This is a genomic window from Streptomyces capillispiralis (genome assembly GCF_007829875.1).
In the GTDB taxonomy this organism is placed as follows: Bacteria; Actinomycetota; Actinomycetes; order Streptomycetales; family Streptomycetaceae; genus Streptomyces; species Streptomyces capillispiralis.
Window position 1 is genome coordinate 6,640,708 of the sequence record NZ_VIWV01000001.1, and the last position, 17,039, is coordinate 6,657,746.

Genomic DNA, 17,039 nt, shown 5'->3' on the forward strand with positions numbered 1-17,039 from the left:
TCCGGTCGGCGCCTCAGGCGGGACATCCAGCCGGATCGTTCGATCCAGGAGCGTCGCGCACCGTCGTAGGTGTCGCGGGCAGCCCACCACCACCCGTCAGTCCCGGGAGCGGTCGGTGGGCCGTTCGTGTGCTGCACGTATGTGCCCAGACCAGGGGAGCGGCTGCCTGACACGTCCTTCGTGGACCTGTCGGGAATTCCCCCGGCTGCGGATGCGACCTCCCGTAACCCTGAGGCAGCCGAAGAGGAAAAGGAAAAGAAGTGGCGAACCAGTCCCGCCCCAAGGTCAAGAAGTCGCGTGCCCTCGGCATCGCGCTGACCCCGAAGGCCGTCAAGTACTTCGAGGCCCGCCCCTACCCGCCGGGCGAGCACGGCCGCGGCCGCAAGCAGAACTCGGACTACAAGGTCCGTCTGCTCGAGAAGCAGCGTCTGCGCGCGCAGTACGACGTGTCCGAGCGCCAGCTCGTCCGCGCCTACGAGCGTGCCTCGAAGGTCCAGGGCAAGACCGGTGAGGCCCTGATCATCGAGCTCGAGCGCCGCCTCGACGCGCTGGTCCTGCGTTCGGGCATCGCCCGCACGATCTACCAGGCCCGCCAGATGGTCGTCCACGGCCACATCCAGGTCAACGGCAAGAAGGTCGACAAGCCCTCCTTCCGTGTCCGCCCGGACGACGTCGTGCAGGTCCGCGACCGTTCCAAGGAGAAGACCCTCTTCACGATCGCCCGTGAAGGCGGCTTCGCCCCCGACGGTGAGACCCCGCGCTACCTCCAGGTGAACCTCAAGTCCCTGGCGTTCCGCCTGGACCGTGAGCCGAACCGCAAGGAGATCCCGGTGATCTGCGACGAGCAGCTCGTCGTCGAGTACTACGCCCGCTGACCCCAGCAGGCGCGCGGTACCCCGGCCCGCCGTCTCCCCGCCCTCCAGGGCGGGCGAGGCGGCGGGCTCTTCTTCACCCGGTACCGGCCCCTTCCGCACCCCGCGGCGGAGCTCCCGTGACTTCGGCGGCGGCGGACGGTAATCCGGTACGGAGTCGTGTCACCGGCGCGATAGGCTCGGTCACACGACTTTCTCGATGTTCAGGCGCGTTTCAAGGGAGCGGGTGCACACAGTGTCCGGTGGCGAGGTGGCCGGAATCCTGGTGGCCGTCTTCTGGGCGATCCTGGTCTCCTTCCTCGCCGTCGCCCTGGCGAGGCTGGCCCAGACGCTCCGGGCGACCACCAGGCTCGTGGCGGAGGTGACCGACCAGGCCGTCCCGCTGCTCGCGGACGCCTCCTCGGCAGTGCGCTCCGCGCAGACCCAGATCGAACGGGTCGACGCGATCGCCTCCGACGTCCAGGAGGTCACCTCCAACGCCTCCGCGCTGTCGACCACCGTGGCCTCGACCTTCGGAGGCCCCCTGGTCAAGGTCGCCGCGTTCGGCTACGGCGTGCGCCGGGCCGTCAGCGGCCGCAAGGAGGAGACTCCGCCGAAGACGCCGCGGCGTACCGTGATCGTGGGCCGCACCGTCCCGGGCACTCGCAGGGAAAAGCGCACCCGGCGAAAGAAGGACTGACCCAGTGTTCCGCCGAACCTTCTGGTTCACCACCGGCGTGGCCGCCGGTGTGTGGGCCACCACCAAGGTCAACCGCAAGCTCAAGCAGCTGACGCCCGAGCACCTCGCCGTCGCCGCGGCGAACAAGGCGATCGAGGCCGGCGGCCGCCTGAAGGACCGCGCGGTCGACTTCGCGCTCGAGGTCCGCGACAACATGGCCCAGCGGGAGGCCGAACTCGGCGACGCGCTCGGGCTCAACGCCCCCGTCGACCGCGAACTCCCCCCGCCCCGGAGCTACGCCGTCATCGAGAACCGCAACAGCTCCAAGTACGTCGAGGGCCCGGCACGGAAGTCGACGTACCCCACGTACCCGTACAACCGGAATGAGGACCACTGATGGAGTCGGCCGAGATCCGCCGCCGCTGGCTGAGCTTCTTCGAGGAGCGCGGGCACACCGTCGTCCCGTCGGCGTCGCTCATCGCGGACGACCCGACTCTGCTGCTCGTCCCGGCCGGCATGGTGCCCTTCAAGCCCTACTTCCTCGGCGAGGTCAAGCCGCCCTTCGACCGCGCCACCAGCGTGCAGAAGTGCGTGCGCACCCCCGACATCGAAGAGGTCGGCAAGACCACCCGCCACGGCACGTTCTTCCAGATGTGCGGCAACTTCTCCTTCGGCGACTACTTCAAGGAAGGCGCCATCAAGCTCGCCTGGGAGCTGCTCACCGGCTCCCTGGACGAGGGCGGCTACGGCCTCGACCCCGAGCGGCTGTGGATCACCGTCTACCAGGACGACGACGAGGCCGAGCAGATCTGGCGCGACGTCGTCGGGGTCCCCGCCGAGCGCATCCAGCGCCTGGGCAAGAAGGACAACTTCTGGTCCATGGGCGTCCCCGGCCCCTGCGGCCCCTGCTCCGAGATCAACTACGACCGCGGCCCCGAGTTCGGCGTCGAGGGCGGACCCGCCGTCAACGACGAGCGGTACGTGGAGATCTGGAACCTCGTCTTCATGCAGTACGAGCGGGGCGAGGGAACCGGCAAGGACGACTTCGAGATCCTCGGGGACCTGCCCAGCAAGAACATCGACACCGGCCTGGGTCTCGAGCGCCTCGCCATGATTCTGCAGGGCGTGCAGAACATGTACGAGATCGACACCTCCATGGCCGTGATCGACAAGGCCACCGAGCTGACCGGCGTCCGCTACGGCGACGCCCAGGCCTCGGACGTCTCCCTGCGCGTGGTCACCGACCACATGCGCACCGCCACCATGCTCATCGGCGACGGCGTCACCCCCGGCAACGAGGGCCGCGGCTACGTGCTGCGCCGCATCATGCGCCGCGCCATCCGCAACATGCGCCTGCTCGGCGCCACCGGCCCGGTGGTCAAGGACCTCATCGAGGTCGTGATCGGCATGATGGGCCAGCAGTACCCGGAGCTGATCACCGACCGCGAGCGGATCGAGAAGGTCGCCCTCGCCGAGGAGAACGCCTTCCTCAAGACGCTGAAGGCCGGCACCAACATCCTCGACACCGCCGTCAGCGACACCAAGGCCGCCGGTGGCGCCGTGCTGCCCGGCGACAAGGCCTTCCTGCTCCACGACACCTGGGGCTTCCCGATCGACCTCACCCTGGAGATGGCCGCCGAACAGGGCCTCTCCGTGGACGAGGACGGCTTCCGCCGCCTGATGAAGGAGCAGCGGGAGCGGGCCAAGGCCGACGCCCGGGCCAAGAAGACCGGCCACGCCGACCTCGGCGCCTACCGCGAGATCGCCGACCGGGCCGGCGCCACCGACTTCATCGGCTACAGCGACACCGAGGGCGAGTCCACGGTCGTCGGCATCCTCGTGGACGGCGCCTCCTCCCCGGCCGCCACCGAGGGCGACGAGGTCGAGATCGTCCTCGACCGCACCCCGTTCTACGCCGAGGGCGGCGGCCAGATCGGCGACACCGGCCGCATCAAGGTCGACTCCGGTGCCGTGATCGAGGTGCGCGACTGCCAGAAGCCCGTCCCGGGCGTGTACGTCCACAAGGGCGTCGTCCAGGTCGGCGAGGTCACCGTCGGCGCCAAGGCCCACGCCGCCATCGACGGCCGCCGCCGCACGGCCATCGCCCGCGCCCACTCGGCCACCCACCTCACCCACCAGGCCCTGCGCGACGCACTCGGCCCGACGGCCGCCCAGGCCGGTTCGGAGAACCAGCCCGGCCGCTTCCGCTTCGACTTCGGCTCCCCGTCCGCCGTACCGACGGCCGTGATGACCGACGTAGAGCAGAAGATCAACGAGGTGCTCGCCCGCGACCTCGACGTGCGCGCCGACGTCATGGGCATCGACGAGGCCAAGAAGCAGGGCGCCATCGCCGAGTTCGGCGAGAAGTACGGCGAGCGCGTGCGGGTCGTCACCATCGGCGACTTCTCCAAGGAGCTGTGCGGCGGCACCCACGTGCACAACACCGCCCAGCTGGGCCTGGTGAAGCTGCTCGGCGAGTCCTCCATCGGCTCCGGAGTACGCCGTATCGAGGCCCTGGTCGGCGTGGACGCCTACAACTTCCTCGCCCGAGAGCACACGGTCGTCGCCCAGCTCCAGGAACTGATCAAGGGCCGCCCGGAGGAGCTCCCGGAGAAGGTCTCCGCCATGCTCGGCAAGCTGAAGGACGCCGAGAAGGAGATCGAGAAGTTCCGCGCCGAGAAGGTCCTCCAGGCCGCCGCCGGTCTCGCCGAGTCCGCCAAGGACATCCGGGGCATCGCGCTCGTCACCGGCCAGGTCCCCGACGGCACGGGCGCCGACGACCTGCGCAAGCTGGTCCTCGACGTGCGCGGCCGCATCCAGGGCGGACGGGCCGCCGTCGTCGCCCTGTTCACCGTGAACAACGGCAAGCCGCTCACGGTCATCGCCACCAACGAGGCCGCCCGCGAGCGCGGCCTCAAGGCCGGTGACCTGGTCCGCACCGCCGCCAAGACGCTCGGCGGCGGCGGTGGCGGCAAGCCGGACGTCGCCCAGGGAGGTGGCCAGAACCCGGCCGCCGTCGGCGAGGCCGTCGACGCCGTCGAGCGGCTCGTGGCGGACACCGCCAAGTGAACGGCCCGGCGAACGAGCAGACGGACGGCCCGGTGATGCGCCGCGGCCGCCGTCTCGCGATCGACGTCGGGGACGCCCGTATCGGGGTCGCCTCGTGCGACCCCGACGGGATCCTCGCCACCCCGGTCGAGACCGTCCCCGGCCGGGACGTGCCGGCTGCCCACCGCAGGCTGCGGCAACTCGTCGAGGAGTACGAGCCGATCGAGGTCGTCGTCGGTCTCCCTCGCTCCCTCAAGGGGGGCGAGGGCCCCGCTGCCGCCAAGGTCCGGGGCTTCGCCCGGGAACTGGCCCGCATGATCGCGCCGGTGCCGGTGCGGCTCCTCGACGAGCGCATGACGACGGTGACGGCGAGTCAGGGACTGCGCGCCTCGGGCGTGAAGTCGAAGAAGGGGCGTTCCGTCATCGACCAGGCGGCCGCCGTGATCATCCTTCAGCAGGCGCTCGAATCCGAACGGGTGTCAGGCAGCCCGCCCGGCGAGGGCGTCGAAGTGGTCATCTGATCGCGATACGGTAACGTTCCGCGCGATGCGGTCGGTGTTCGAACAGCCGCCGCACAGAGAGAGGCGGAACGGACGCCGTGGTCTTCAGGTGGCCGGGTGATCGCCGCCTCGCGGCTCTAGGGGATCGATGACTGAGTATGGCCGGGGCCAAGGCTCCGAACCGTGGCATCCGGACGACCCGTTGTACGGGGACGGCGGATGGAGAGGGCAGCAGGCCCAGCAGTCCCCTTACGACGGCCATCAGCAGCAGCCGCATGACCAGCAGCAGTACGCCGACTGGGGCACGGGCGAGCAGAGCGGATACGACGGACAGCAGTACCCGCAGCAGTACGACCAGCAGTACGCGCCCCAGCAGCAGCACCAGCCGCAGTACGACCAGAACGGCTATCCCGTCGGCGCCCACCCGCAGGACCCGTACGCCGGCGCCCCGGCCGACCCGTACGGGCAGCAGACCGGGACGTACGGCGGGGAACAGGCCGACTACTACGGGACCCCCGAGGCCTACCCGCCGCCCGAGCCGCCCAGCCGCCGCCGCGCCGAACCCGAGCCGGAGCCCGACTGGGATCCCGGCCCCGACCAGGGCGAACACGCCTTCTTCGCGGGCGGTGGCGACGACGATGACGGCGACGACGAGCCGGGCGACCGCCGCGGGCGCGGCGAGCGGCGCGGCCGGGGCGGCAAGGACAAGAAGCGGCGCAGCGGCTGTGCCTGCCTCGTGGTGGTTCTGGTCTTCGGTGGCGGTCTCGCCGGTATCAGCTACTTCGGGTACCAGTTCTACCAGGATCGTTTCGGCAGCGCCCCGGACTTCGCGGGGTCCGGCAACGGTGAACAGGTGACCGTCACGATCCCCAAGGGCTCGGGCGGCTACGCCATCGGCCAGGAGCTCAAGAAGATGGGCGTGGTCAAGAGCGTCGACGCCTTCGTCGCGGCCCAGTCCGCCAACCCGCAGGGCAAGAGCATCCAGGACGGCGTCTACACGCTGCAGAAGGAGATGTCGGCCGCGAGCGCGGTCGAACTGATGCTCAGCCCGAAGAGCCGCAACAACCTGATCATCGCCGAGGGCTGGCGCAACGTCCGCGTCTACGAGCTCATCGACAAGCGCCTCGAACTCGAGAAGGGCGCCACGGCCAAGGTCGCCGAGACCGAGTGGAAGAACCTCGGCCTGCCCGACTGGGCCGTGAACCACGCGGACGTCAAGGATCCGCTGGAGGGCTTCCTCTACCCGTCCAGCTACGCCATCGCCAAGGGCCAGAAACCCGAGGCCGTGCTGAAGCAGATGGTGGCCCGCGCCACCGAGAAGTACGAGGAGCTGGGCTTCGAGGAGAAGGCCGAGAGCCTCGGTCTCGAAGGGCCCTGGGAGCTGGTGACGGTCGCCAGCCTGGTGCAGGCGGAGGGCAAGACCCACGACGACTTCCGCAAGATGTCCGAGGTCATCTACAACCGCCTCAAGACCACCAACACCGAGACGAACCAGGAACTTCAGTTCGACTCGACCTTCAACTACCTCTTGGGTCAGAGCAAGATCGACATCTCCGAGTCGGAGATCAACAGCAACCCCGACCCCTACAACACGTACACCAACAAGGGCCTGCCGCCCGGCCCCATCGGCAACCCGGGCGAGGAGGCCCTGCGGGCCGCGCTCGACCCGACGAGCGACGGCTGGATGTACTTCGTCGCGACGGACGGCATGAACAAGACCGAGTTCGCCAGGAACATCGAGGAGCACCAGAAGCTCGTCGACAAGTTCAACGCGTCGAGGGGCAACTGATGTCCGCCGCCCGCAGGGCCGCCGTACTCGGCTCGCCCATCGCCCACTCGCTCTCCCCGGTGCTGCACCGCACGGCCTACGCGGAGCTGGGTCTGGAGGGCTGGACGTACGACCGGTTCGAGATCGACGAGCAGGCACTGCCCGGCTTCTTCGACACCCTCGGGCCGCAGTGGGCCGGACTGTCGCTGACCATGCCGCTGAAGCGGGCCGTGATCCCGCTGCTCGACTCGGTCAGCGAGACCGCGGCCTCCGTCGAGGCGGTCAACACGGTCGTCCTCGCACCGGACGGCCGCCGCACCGGCGACAACACCGACATCCCCGGCATGGTCGCCGCCCTGCGCGAGCACGGCATCCACAAGGTGGAGTCCGCGGCCGTCCTCGGCGCGGGCGCCACCGCCTCGTCCGCGCTGGCCGCGCTGGCCCGGATCTGCTCGGGCGAGGTCACCGCCTACGTCCGCAGCGAGGCCCGGGCCACCGAGATGCGGCAGTGGGCCGAGCGGCTCGACGTCGCGGTGCGCATCGCCGACTGGGAGGACGCCGAGCAGGCCCTGCACGCCCCGCTGGTCGTCAGTACCACCCCGGCCGGCGTCACGGACACGCTCGCCCGGGCCGTCCCGGAACGCCCGACGGCCCTCTTCGACGTGCTCTACGACCCCTGGCCGACCGTCCTCGCCGCCCGCTGGTCCGCCTACGGCGGCGCCGTGGTCAGCGGCCTCGACCTGCTGGTGCACCAGGCGGTGCTCCAGGTCGAGCAGATGACGGGACGCGCGCCGGCCCCGCTGGACGCCATGCGAGAAGCCGGCGAGAGGGCCCTCGCCGCCCGCTAGGATCCACCTTCGGTTCCGCAGGGGGCGGAACCGGGGGAGGGGAAGGCGTTCCATGTCCGCAGTCGTGCCGCTGGCGTCGGCGAAGTCGCAGATATTCGAGTCCGTGCTGGGCTTCCTGCCCGACTGGGTGCAGATCACGGTGCTGGCGCTGATCGTGCTCGCCGTCGTCGTGTCCTGGGCCGTCAAGATCAAGAGGAAGATCGCGCACCGTCGCGCCGTCCGCACCGGACAGCCGATCCACGCGGCCGCCCGGTACGGCCAGGGCAGCGGCGCCGACTACCTGGGGCCGTACGCCCCGCGGGCCCAGGGCGGCGGGGCCGCCCACCTGACCGCCCACGCGCCGCAGCCCGGCGGCCGGCCGAGCGGGGCCGACTTCCTCGGCACCACCGCCCCGCCGCGGCACGGAGACGGACGTTCCGCCTGATACCTCCGCCGCGCCGCCGGTGACACCGGACGTCCGCCAGATGGACCGGCGGCCGGACCCCGGGCCCGGACGTGGGAGGATCGGAGGTGGCGGACCGGGGCCCGCGCACCCCGTCACGCCACAGCCGTACGCGAAAGAGGCGCGTACGCAGGGCAGTACCGGGGCGCGAGCACGGAGGAGCACCGTTGAGCAGGTTGCGCTGGCTGACCGCGGGGGAGTCCCACGGTCCCGCACTCGTCGCCACGCTGGAGGGGCTTCCCGCCGGCGTGCCGATCACCACGGACATGGTGGCGGACCACCTCGCGAGGCGGCGGCTCGGCTACGGTCGCGGCGCACGGATGAAGTTCGAGCGGGACGAGGTCACCTTCCTCGGCGGCGTCCGGCACGGCCTCACCCTCGGCTCCCCGGTCGCGGTCATGGTGGGCAACACCGAGTGGCCGAAGTGGGAGCAGGTCATGGCGGCCGACCCGGTCGACCCGGAGGTGCTGGCCGGCCTCGCGCGCAACGCCCCGCTGACCCGCCCCCGCCCCGGCCACGCCGACCTCGCCGGCATGCAGAAGTACGGCTTCGACGAGGCCCGCCCGATCCTGGAGCGCGCCTCGGCCCGCGAGACCGCCGCCCGCGTGGCCCTGGGCGCGGTGGCCCGGTCGTACCTCAAGGAGACGGCCGGCATCGAGATCGTCAGCCACGTCGTCGAGCTGGCCGCGGCCAAGGCGCCGTACGGCGTCCACCCGACCCCCGCCGACGTGGAGCGGCTGGACGCCGACCCGGTGCGCTGCCTGGACGCGGACGCCTCGAAGGCGATGGTCGCGGAGATCGACCAGGCCCACAAGGACGGCGACACCCTCGGCGGCGTCGTCGAGGTGCTGGCGTACGGCGTCCCGGTAGGCCTCGGCTCACACGTCCACTGGGACCGCCGCCTGGACGCCCGCCTGGCCGCCGCCCTCATGGGCATCCAGGCCATCAAGGGCGTGGAGGTCGGCGACGGCTTCGACCTCGCGCGCGTGCCCGGCTCCAAGGCGCACGACGAGATCGTCCCGACCGCCGAGGGCATCAGGCGCGCCTCCGGCCGCTCCGGCGGCACCGAGGGCGGACTCACCACCGGTGAGCTGCTGCGCGTACGCGCGGCGATGAAGCCGATCGCGACGGTGCCGCGGGCGCTGAAGACCGTCGACGTCGTCACCGGCGAGGAGACGGCCGCGCACCACCAGCGTTCCGACGTCTGCGCCGTACCGGCCGCCGGCATCGTCGCCGAGGCGATGGTCGCCCTGGTCCTCGCGGACGCGGTGGCGGAGAAGTTCGGCGGCGACAGCGTCACCGAGACCCGCCGCAACGTCACCTCGTACCTCGACAACCTGGCCATCCGATGAGCCCGCTGCTGGTGCTGGTCGGCCCGATGGGCGTGGGCAAGTCCACCGTCGGGCGGCTGCTCGCCGAGCGGCTCGGCGTCGGCTACCGGGACACCGACGAGGACATCGTCGCCGCCGAGGGCAGGACCATCGCCGACATCTTCGTCGAGGAGGGCGAGCCCGCCTTCCGCGCCCTCGAGAAGAGCGCGGTGCGCACCGCGCTCTCCGAGCACGACGGTGTCGTGGCACTGGGCGGCGGCGCGATCCTCGACGCCGACACGCGCGCGCTGCTCGCCGGACAGCGGGTGGTCTACCTGTCGATGGACGTCGAGGAGGCGGTCAGGCGCACCGGCCTCAACGCCGCCCGCCCGCTGCTCGCGGTCAACCCGCGCAAGCAGTGGCGCGAGCTGATGGAGGCCCGCCGGCACCTGTACGAGGAGGCCGCCACCGCCGTCGTGCCCACGGACGGACGCACCCCCGAAGAGGTCACCGAAGCCGCCCTGGACGCACTGGAGTTGAAGGAAGCATGAGCAGCGAGGCAGTGACAAGGATCCACATCGGCGGCACGGCGGGCACCGACCCGTACGACGTCCTGGTGGGCCGTCAGCTCCTCGGCGAACTCGCCGGACTGATCGGTACCAAGGCCAAGCGGGTCGCCGTCGTGCATCCCGAGTCGCTGGCGGAGACCGGTGACGCGCTCCGCGCCGACCTCGCCGCACAGGGCTACGAGGCGATCGCCGTCCAGGTGCCCAACGCCGAGGAGGCCAAGACCGCCGAGGTCGCCGCCTACTGCTGGAAGGCGCTCGGCCAGTCCGGGTTCACCCGCACCGACGTCATCGTCGGCGTGGGCGGCGGCGCCACCACCGACCTGGCCGGATTCGTCGCCGCGACCTGGCTGCGCGGGGTGCGCTGGGTCGCCGTCCCGACCACCGTGCTCGCCATGGTGGACGCCGCCGTCGGCGGCAAGACCGGCATCAACACCGCCGAGGGCAAGAACCTGGTGGGCGCCTTCCACCCGCCCGCCGGTGTGCTGTGCGACCTCGCCGCGCTGGACTCCCTCCCGGTCAACGACTACGTGTCCGGGCTCGCCGAGGTCATCAAGGCCGGCTTCATCGCCGACCCGGTGATCCTCGACCTCATCGAGTCCGACCCCCAGGCCGCCCGCACCCCGTCCGGCCCGCACACCGCGGAACTGATCGAGCGCTCGATCCGGGTCAAGGCCGATGTGGTCTCCTCCGACCTCAAGGAATCGGGTCGCCGCGAGATCCTCAACTACGGCCACACCCTCGGCCACGCCATCGAGAAGAACGAGCGCTACAAGTGGCGCCACGGCGCGGCGGTCTCCGTCGGCATGCACTTCGCCGCCGAACTGGGCCGTCTCGCGGGCCGCCTGGACGACGCCACCGCCGACCGCCACCGCACGGTCCTCGAATCGGTCGGCCTCCCCCTGCACTACCGCTACGACCAGTGGCCCAAGCTGCTGGAGAACATGAAGGTCGACAAGAAGTCCCGCGGCGACCTGCTGCGCTTCATCGTCCTCGACGGCCTCGCCAAGCCCACGGTGCTGGAGGGACCCGACCCGGCCGTGCTGCTCGCCGCGTACGGCGAAGTGGGGGAGTAGCGCCCTCGCCCGGGCACTCATCTCCGCCCCCGGCCGTTCACACAAGGACGACAGGGGGCGGTACCGTTCGGTAGCAAGCGGGGTACCTCCCTGCTGTCATCGCCCCAACGCCTGTACGAGACGGAGTGGCACCGGATGCAGCATGCAGTGGGTTCTCCGCTGCCGCCGCCCCATCACCCGGGGCAGGGACCGGCCGCCGGCTGGTCACCGGCCGCACACCACCCGGGCCAGCACCCGGGCCCCGCCCCGGCACCGGGCTACCCGGCGCCTCCTCCCGCCCCCCTCCCGCCCCCCGCGGGCCCCCGGCACGCCTCGATGCCCCCACCGCCGGACACCACCGGCCACGTGCCACTGCCCCCCGGCGGCCCCGTGGCCATGCCGAGCCCCCCGCAGGCCCCGGCGGCACCCGACCCGGCCGGCACGGCCATCGCCGTGCTGCTCATAGGCCCCGCGGGCGCGGGCAAGACGAGTGTGGCCAAGTACTGGGCGGACCACCGCCGGGTCCCCACCGCTCACATCAGCCTCGACGACGTCCGCGAGTGGGTCCGCTCCGGTTTCGCCGACCCGCAGTCCGGGTGGAACGACAACTCCGAGGCGCAGTACCGCCTGGCCCGCCGCACCTGCGGCTTCGCCGCGCGCAACTTCCTCGCCAACGGGATCTCGTGCATCCTCGACGACGCGGTCTTCCCCGACCGCCCGGTCGTCGGCCTCGGCGGCTGGAAGCGGCACGTGGGCCCCGGCCTGCTGCCCGTGGTCCTCCTGCCCGGCCTGGACATCGTCCTGGAACGCAACGCGGAACGTTCCGGCAACCGCCGCCTCAGCGACGAGGAGGTGGCCCGCATCCACGGCCGTATGGCCGGCTGGTACGGCTCGGGGCTGCCCATCATCGACAACTCCCAGCTGGACATACCGGAGACGGCCCGCATCCTGGACGACGTCCTGGCCCGCTCCATAGCCAGCCCACCCCAGTGGTAGCCGACAACAGCTGACGCAGCCGCACGACTGCCGACAACCAGGTGCCGCCCCCCGCAGCCGCCGACGTACCGGAGCGGGGCGGGGTGGTGGGCCCGCCGCTTACCCGGTCCCCGCCCATGTCCACCGTGTCGGCACCGGAAGGGCGCGACCGCGGCGGGCCCACCGCACCACCCCGCCCCACAACGCGCCGGTCCGCGACGCCCGCGCAACCCCCACTCGGCCCCGCTCGACCGGCGACATCCAGCCACCCCTCCTACGCTCGAATCATGTCAGAGGTCTACGCGGTCCGCCGGACGCGGCTACGGGAATGCTGCAACGCGGGCGGCAGCGCGGCGGCGCTGGTGTCCCGCCCCGCCAACGTGCGTTACCTCGCCGGTGCCGCCCCCGAGGGCGCCGTCCTGCTCCTGGGCAGGACCGAGGACCTGCTGGTGTGCGCCGGCCCGCCCGACGACCGGTCACCGTCACCGCACGGCCGCCCCGACGAGGCACTGCGCCTCCACGTCGTGCCCGGCATCGGCGGAGACCCCGCCGTCGCGGCGGCCGGCCTGGCCCTCGACCAGGGAGTCGACTCCCTCGCCGTCGAGGAGCACCACCTCACCGTCACCCGGCACCGGGAGATCCGTTCCGTGGCCCCCCGCCTGCGCCTGGCAGGCATCGCCGGCGCCGTGGAACAACTGCGGGTGGTCAAGGACGAGGAGGAGATCTCCTGCCTGCGCATCGGCGCGGAGATCGCCGACCAGGCCCTCGGCGAGCTGCTGGAGTCGATCCTCGTCGGCCGCACGGAGCGCCACCTCGCCCTGGAACTGGAGCGCCGCCTGGTCGACCACGGCGCCGACGGCCCCGCCTTCCCCACCTCCGTGGCCACCGGCCCGAACGCCGGCCGCCCCGGTCACCGCCCCACCGACCGGCGCGTCGAGGAGGGCGACTTCCTCTCCGTCTGCCTGGGCGCCACCTACCGCGGCTACCGCTGCGAGATCGGCCGCACCTTCGTCATCGGCACGGCCCCCGCGGACTGGCAGATCGAGCTGTACGACCTCGTCTTCTCCGCGCAGCGCGCCGGACGCGAGGCCCTCGTACCCGGCGCCGCCTGCCGTGACGTGGACCGCGCGGCCCGCCAGGTACTGGACTCGGCCGGGTACGCCGAGGCCCTCCCGGTGATCACCGGCCACGGTGTCGGACTGGAAATCCACGAGGACCCTCAATTGACCCCTGCGGCCATGGGTAAACTGGACGCTTGCGTGCCGGTCACCGTCGAACCGGGGGTCCACCTCCCGGGCCGGGGCGGAGTCCGGATCGATGACACGCTCGTCGTACGCCCCGAGGCGGACGGCGGACCCGAGCTACTCACCATCACGACCAAGGAGCTGCTCGCGCTCTAGCCCCGTGCTGAGCGCCTGCCCCGGCCCCGGCCGTCGTCCACGTCAGTCCAGTCCAGGAGATTCCGCAACCGTGGCTTCCACGAACGACCTCAAGAACGGCATGGTGCTCAAGCTCGAAGGCGGCCAGCTCTGGTCCGTCGTCGAGTTCCAGCACGTCAAGCCCGGCAAGGGCCCGGCCTTCGTGCGCACCAAGCTCAAGAACGTGCTCTCCGGCAAGGTCGTCGACAAGACCTTCAACGCCGGCGTCAAGGTCGAAACGGCCACCGTCGACAAGCGCGACATGCAGTTCTCCTACATGGACGGAGACTACTTCGTCTTCATGGACATGGAGACCTACGACCAGCTCATGGTCGACCGCAAGGCCGTCGGCGACGCCGCCAACTTCCTCGTCGAGGGCTTCACGGCCACCGTCGCCCAGCACGAGGGCGAGGTGCTGTTCGTCGAGCTTCCTGCCGCCGTCGAGCTGACCATCCAGGAGACCGAGCCCGGCGTCCAGGGCGACCGCTCCACCGGCGGCACCAAGCCCGCCACCCTGGAGACCGGCCACCAGATCCAGGTCCCGCTCTTCATCACCACCGGTGAGAAGATCAAGGTCGACACCCGCACCAGCGACTACCTCGGCCGGGTGAACAGCTAACCGTGGCTGCCCGCAACACGGCCCGCAAGCGCGCCTTCCAGATCCTCTTCGAGGGTGACCAGCGCGACGTCGACGTCCTGACGGTCCTCGCGGACTGGATCCGGCACTCCCGGACCGACACCCGGCAGCCGCCGGTGAGCGAGTACACGATGCAGCTGGTCGAGGGCTACGCGGAACACGCGCAGCGCATCGACGAGCTGATCGCGCAGTACTCGGTCGGCTGGACGCTCGACCGGATGCCGGTGGTCGACCGCAGCATCCTGCGGCTCGGCGCCTACGAGCTGATCTGGGTCGACGAGACCCCGGACGCGGTCGTCCTCGACGAGATGGTGCAGCTGGCGAAGGAGTTCTCCACGGACGAGTCGCCCTCGTTCATCAACGGCCTGCTGGGCCGGCTCAAGGAGCTCAAGCCGTCACTGCGCCGCCCGTAGCGCCGCAGCACCAAGGCGCACGAAGCAGAACGAAAACCGCCGGGGTGGCCGGAACCTCACAGTTCCGGCCACCCCGGCGGTACGTTTCTGCGTAACCTTCGCGAAGCGGTCAGGCGTCCTCGTGCGACGCGACCGCGCGACGTGCGTCCGCGTCCAGGACGCCCCAGCTGATCAGCTGCTCGGTCAGGACCGAGGGCGACTGATCGTAGATCACGGCGAGGGTGCGCAGGTCGTCCTGGCGGATCGAGAGCACCTTGCCGTTGTAGTCACCGCGCTGGGACTGGATCGTCGCCGCGTAGCGCTGCAGCGGGCCCGCCTTCTCGGCCGGCACCGTGGCCAGCCGCTCCAGGTCGAGGACCAGCTTCGGCGGCGGCTCGGCGGCCCCGCCCGGGGTCGTCCCCGGCAGCAGCTCCTGCACCGGGACGCCGTAGAAGTCCGCCAGCTCCGCGAGGCGCTGCACGGTCACGGCCCGGTCGCCGCGCTCGTACGAACCGACCACCACCGCCTTCCAGCGGCCCTGGGACTTCTCCTCGACACCGTGGAGGGAAAGGCCCTGCTGGGTGCGGATCGCGCGGAGCTTTGCCCCGAGCTGTTTGGCGTATTCGCTGGACATATAGCTCCCCGGCACTGTGTCGACGCGGCTGGCTGGTTTCCATGCCGCGCGGCTGGTAACTCACTGTGAGGTTACGCAGCGTTACTCTCGTGCGTCAAGCCGAATGGTCCACACCGACGCTTCCGTGGTAGCGGCGGCCGGTTACGCCATTGGGGTGAAAGGGGGTGTCGTTCCGCCCGGAAGCCGACCTGATAGCCTGAACGACGCAATCCGACGTCCTTTAAGGTCCGTCCCGTGAGGCGGAGAAGGAGGTCCGTTTCACATGGACACGCAGCAGTCCGATGCGCGGCCGGTTCTCGAAGGCCCCGACATCGCGCGGGTACTGACCCGCATCGCCCACGAGATCGTCGAGCGCGCCAAGGGTGCCGACGACGTGGTGCTCCTCGGCATCCCGACCCGGGGCGTCTTCCTCGCCCAGCGGCTCGCCGCCAAGCTGGAGCAGATCACCGAGCGCAAGGTGCCGGTCGGCTCCCTCGACATCACCATGTACCGCGACGACCTGCGCATGCAGCCGCCGCGCGCGCTGGCCCGGACCGAGATCCCCGGTGAGGGCATCGACGGCCGCCTCGTCGTCCTCGTCGACGACGTGCTCTTCTCCGGCCGCACCATCCGCGCCGCCCTCGACGCGCTGAACGACATCGGGCGCCCCCGCGCGGTGCAGCTCGCCGTCCTCGTCGACCGCGGCCACCGCGAACTGCCCATCCGCGCCGACTACGTCGGCAAGAACCTCCCCACGTCGCTGCGGGAGACGGTCAAGGTCCTGCTCGCCGAGGAGGACGGTCGCGACACCGTGCTGCTCGGCGCCAAGCAGACCGCCCAGTAGCACATCGGGCGTACGCCGACGGCGTGCGCCGGCTTCGGCACTCCCTCGCGCGTACCCGTCTGCCCGATTTCGCCTGAATGAACTGCCTTACGGAGCCTGACAGATGCAGCGTCATCTCATCTCGGCCGCCGACCTCACCCGCGACGACGCCGTCCTGATCCTCGACACCGCCGAGGAGATGGCCCGGGTGGCGGACCGGCCGATCAAGAAACTGCCCACCCTGCGCGGACGCACCGTCGTCAACCTCTTCTTCGAGGACTCGACGCGGACCCGGATCTCCTTCGAGGCCGCCGAGAAGCGGCTCTCCGCGGACGTCATCAACTTCTCCGCCAAGGGCTCCAGCGTCTCCAAGGGCGAGTCCCTGAAGGACACCGCCCAGACCCTGGAGGCCATGGGCGTCGACGCCGTGGTCATCCGGCACGGCGCCTCCGGCGCCCCGTACCGCCTGGCCACCTCCGGCTGGATCGACGCCCACGTCATCAACGCCGGCGACGGCACCCACCAGCACCCCACCCAGGCCCTGCTCGACGCCTTCACCATGCGCCGCCGCCTCGTCGGCCGCGACGCCGGGCTCGGCCAGGACCTCGCCGGCCGGCGCATCACCATCGTCGGCGACGTCCTGCACAGCCGGGTCGCCCGCTCCAACGTCGACCTGCTGCACACCCTCGGCGCCGAGGTCACCCTCGTCGCCCCGCCGACCCTGCTGCCGGTCGGCATCGACACCTGGCCCTGCGAGGTGTCCTACGACCTCGACCGCACCCTGCCCAAGTCCGACGCCGTGATGATGCTGCGCGTCCAGCGCGAGCGCATGAACGCCGCCTTCTTCCCCACCGAGCGGGAGTACTCGCGGCGCTACGGCCTCGACGGCGACCGCATGGCGCGGATGCCCGAGCACGCCATCGTGATGCACCCCGGCCCCATGGTCCGCGGCATGGAGATCACCGCCGAGGTCGCCGACTCCGACCGCTGCACCGTGATCGAACAGGTCGCCAACGGCGTCTCCATCCGGATGGCCGTCCTGTACCTGCTGCTCGGCGGCAACGAGCCCGCCCTCACCCCCGCCCGTACCACCGGCACCACCGAGGAGAAGTAA

At 71.1% G+C, this 17,039-nt stretch carries 18 protein-coding genes; 17 read left to right on the top strand and 1 reads right to left on the bottom strand.

From position 1 onward, the window contains the following. Positions 1-260: 260 nt before the first annotated feature. The 15 genes from rpsD to nusB all read left to right on the top strand — a co-directional run bounded on the left by rpsD (position 261) and on the right by nusB (position 14,510). Positions 261-875 carry a 30S ribosomal protein S4 gene (gene rpsD, locus FHX78_RS29110; protein WP_145870366.1) on the top strand — a complete coding sequence of 205 codons (615 nt, stop codon included), beginning with the start codon at positions 261-263 and terminating at the stop codon, positions 873-875. Positions 876-1,107: 232 nt separating this feature from the next. Further along, a complete protein-coding gene (locus tag FHX78_RS29115) occupies positions 1,108-1,551 on the top strand; it encodes a DUF948 domain-containing protein (protein ID WP_145872203.1) in 444 nt (147 codons plus the stop codon). Positions 1,552-1,555: 4 nt separating this feature from the next. Further along, entirely contained in the window at positions 1,556-1,927 is a 372-nt protein-coding gene (locus tag FHX78_RS29120) for a hypothetical protein (protein ID WP_145870367.1), read from the top strand. After that, positions 1,927-4,599, top strand: a complete 2,673-nt coding sequence (gene alaS / locus FHX78_RS29125; RefSeq protein ID WP_145870368.1) for an alanine--tRNA ligase — start codon at positions 1,927-1,929, stop codon at positions 4,597-4,599. Before FHX78_RS29120 ends, alaS begins: the two co-directional genes overlap by 1 nt. A 35-nt stretch (positions 4,600-4,634) precedes the next feature. After that, positions 4,635-5,099: a Holliday junction resolvase RuvX gene (gene ruvX / locus FHX78_RS29130; protein WP_145872204.1), complete on the top strand. Its 465-nt coding sequence runs from the start codon at positions 4,635-4,637 to the stop codon at positions 5,097-5,099. Between the two features lie 127 nt (positions 5,100-5,226). After that, complete coding sequence (gene mltG, locus FHX78_RS29140) at positions 5,227-6,867, top strand: endolytic transglycosylase MltG (RefSeq protein ID WP_145870369.1); 1,641 nt, start codon at positions 5,227-5,229, stop codon at positions 6,865-6,867. After that, positions 6,867-7,694, top strand: a complete 828-nt coding sequence (locus FHX78_RS29145; RefSeq protein ID WP_145870370.1) for a shikimate dehydrogenase — start codon at positions 6,867-6,869, stop codon at positions 7,692-7,694. Before mltG ends, FHX78_RS29145 begins: the two co-directional genes overlap by 1 nt. Positions 7,695-7,746: 52 nt before the next feature. Next, the gene (locus FHX78_RS29150) at positions 7,747-8,118 is read left to right on the top strand and encodes a hypothetical protein (RefSeq protein WP_145870371.1); all 372 of its coding nucleotides are present in this window, start codon (positions 7,747-7,749) and stop codon (positions 8,116-8,118) included. Between the two features lie 185 nt (positions 8,119-8,303). Beyond that, positions 8,304-9,488, top strand: coding sequence for a chorismate synthase (aroC, locus tag FHX78_RS29155; RefSeq protein WP_145870372.1), 1,185 nt, complete (start codon positions 8,304-8,306; stop codon positions 9,486-9,488). Then, the gene (locus FHX78_RS29160) at positions 9,485-9,997 is read left to right on the top strand and encodes a shikimate kinase (protein ID WP_145870373.1); all 513 of its coding nucleotides are present in this window, start codon (positions 9,485-9,487) and stop codon (positions 9,995-9,997) included. Before aroC ends, FHX78_RS29160 begins: the two co-directional genes overlap by 4 nt. Next, positions 9,994-11,088 carry a 3-dehydroquinate synthase gene (gene aroB, locus FHX78_RS29165; protein ID WP_145870374.1) on the top strand — a complete coding sequence of 365 codons (1,095 nt, stop codon included), beginning with the start codon at positions 9,994-9,996 and terminating at the stop codon, positions 11,086-11,088. Before FHX78_RS29160 ends, aroB begins: the two co-directional genes overlap by 4 nt. A 135-nt stretch (positions 11,089-11,223) precedes the next feature. Beyond that, the gene (locus FHX78_RS29170; RefSeq protein WP_145870375.1) at positions 11,224-12,063 is read left to right on the top strand and encodes a Pro-rich N-terminal domain-containing protein; all 840 of its coding nucleotides are present in this window, start codon (positions 11,224-11,226) and stop codon (positions 12,061-12,063) included. Between the two features lie 266 nt (positions 12,064-12,329). After that, positions 12,330-13,442, top strand: coding sequence for an aminopeptidase P family protein (locus tag FHX78_RS29175; protein WP_145870376.1), 1,113 nt, complete (start codon positions 12,330-12,332; stop codon positions 13,440-13,442). Positions 13,443-13,512: 70 nt separating this feature from the next. Next, positions 13,513-14,079: an elongation factor P gene (efp, locus tag FHX78_RS29180; RefSeq protein ID WP_006131211.1), complete on the top strand. Its 567-nt coding sequence runs from the start codon at positions 13,513-13,515 to the stop codon at positions 14,077-14,079. A 2-nt stretch (positions 14,080-14,081) separates the two neighbouring features. Next, positions 14,082-14,510, top strand: coding sequence for a transcription antitermination factor NusB (gene nusB, locus FHX78_RS29185; RefSeq protein WP_145870377.1), 429 nt, complete (start codon positions 14,082-14,084; stop codon positions 14,508-14,510). 109 nt (positions 14,511-14,619) lie between these two features. Here the strand turns inward: nusB and bldD are convergent, their stop codons facing one another. Next, the gene (gene bldD, locus FHX78_RS29190) at positions 14,620-15,123 is read right to left on the bottom strand and encodes a transcriptional regulator BldD (RefSeq protein ID WP_006131213.1); all 504 of its coding nucleotides are present in this window, start codon (positions 15,121-15,123) and stop codon (positions 14,620-14,622) included. Between the two features lie 262 nt (positions 15,124-15,385). On the opposite strand from bldD, the gene pyrR reads away from it, so the two are divergent. Continuing rightward, positions 15,386-15,946 carry a bifunctional pyr operon transcriptional regulator/uracil phosphoribosyltransferase PyrR gene (gene pyrR, locus FHX78_RS29195; protein WP_145870378.1) on the top strand — a complete coding sequence of 187 codons (561 nt, stop codon included), beginning with the start codon at positions 15,386-15,388 and terminating at the stop codon, positions 15,944-15,946. A gap of 103 nt (positions 15,947-16,049) precedes the next feature. Continuing rightward, on the top strand, positions 16,050-17,039 hold the full coding sequence (locus FHX78_RS29200) for an aspartate carbamoyltransferase catalytic subunit (RefSeq protein ID WP_145870379.1): 990 nt from the start codon (positions 16,050-16,052) through the stop codon (positions 17,037-17,039).

Bases quoted from the DNA above. Each gene is read 5' to 3' on its own strand.
- aroB (WP_145870374.1), top strand. From the start codon at position 9,994: ATGAGCAGCGAGGCAGTGACAAGGATCCACATCGGCGGCACGGCGGGC.
- ruvX (WP_145872204.1), top strand. From the start codon at position 4,635: ATGCGCCGCGGCCGCCGTCTCGCGATCGACGTCGGGGACGCCCGTATC.
- alaS (WP_145870368.1), top strand. From the start codon at position 1,927: ATGGAGTCGGCCGAGATCCGCCGCCGCTGGCTGAGCTTCTTCGAGGAG.
- mltG (WP_145870369.1), top strand. From the start codon at position 5,227: ATGACTGAGTATGGCCGGGGCCAAGGCTCCGAACCGTGGCATCCGGAC.
- bldD (WP_006131213.1), bottom strand. From the start codon at position 15,123: ATGTCCAGCGAATACGCCAAACAGCTCGGGGCAAAGCTCCGCGCGATC.
- pyrR (WP_145870378.1), top strand. From the start codon at position 15,386: ATGGACACGCAGCAGTCCGATGCGCGGCCGGTTCTCGAAGGCCCCGAC.
- FHX78_RS29175 (WP_145870376.1), top strand. From the start codon at position 12,330: ATGTCAGAGGTCTACGCGGTCCGCCGGACGCGGCTACGGGAATGCTGC.
- FHX78_RS29145 (WP_145870370.1), top strand. From the start codon at position 6,867: ATGTCCGCCGCCCGCAGGGCCGCCGTACTCGGCTCGCCCATCGCCCAC.
- FHX78_RS29150 (WP_145870371.1), top strand. From the start codon at position 7,747: ATGTCCGCAGTCGTGCCGCTGGCGTCGGCGAAGTCGCAGATATTCGAG.
- FHX78_RS29170 (WP_145870375.1), top strand. From the start codon at position 11,224: ATGCAGCATGCAGTGGGTTCTCCGCTGCCGCCGCCCCATCACCCGGGG.
- FHX78_RS29200 (WP_145870379.1), top strand. From the start codon at position 16,050: ATGCAGCGTCATCTCATCTCGGCCGCCGACCTCACCCGCGACGACGCC.
- FHX78_RS29160 (WP_145870373.1), top strand. From the start codon at position 9,485: ATGAGCCCGCTGCTGGTGCTGGTCGGCCCGATGGGCGTGGGCAAGTCC.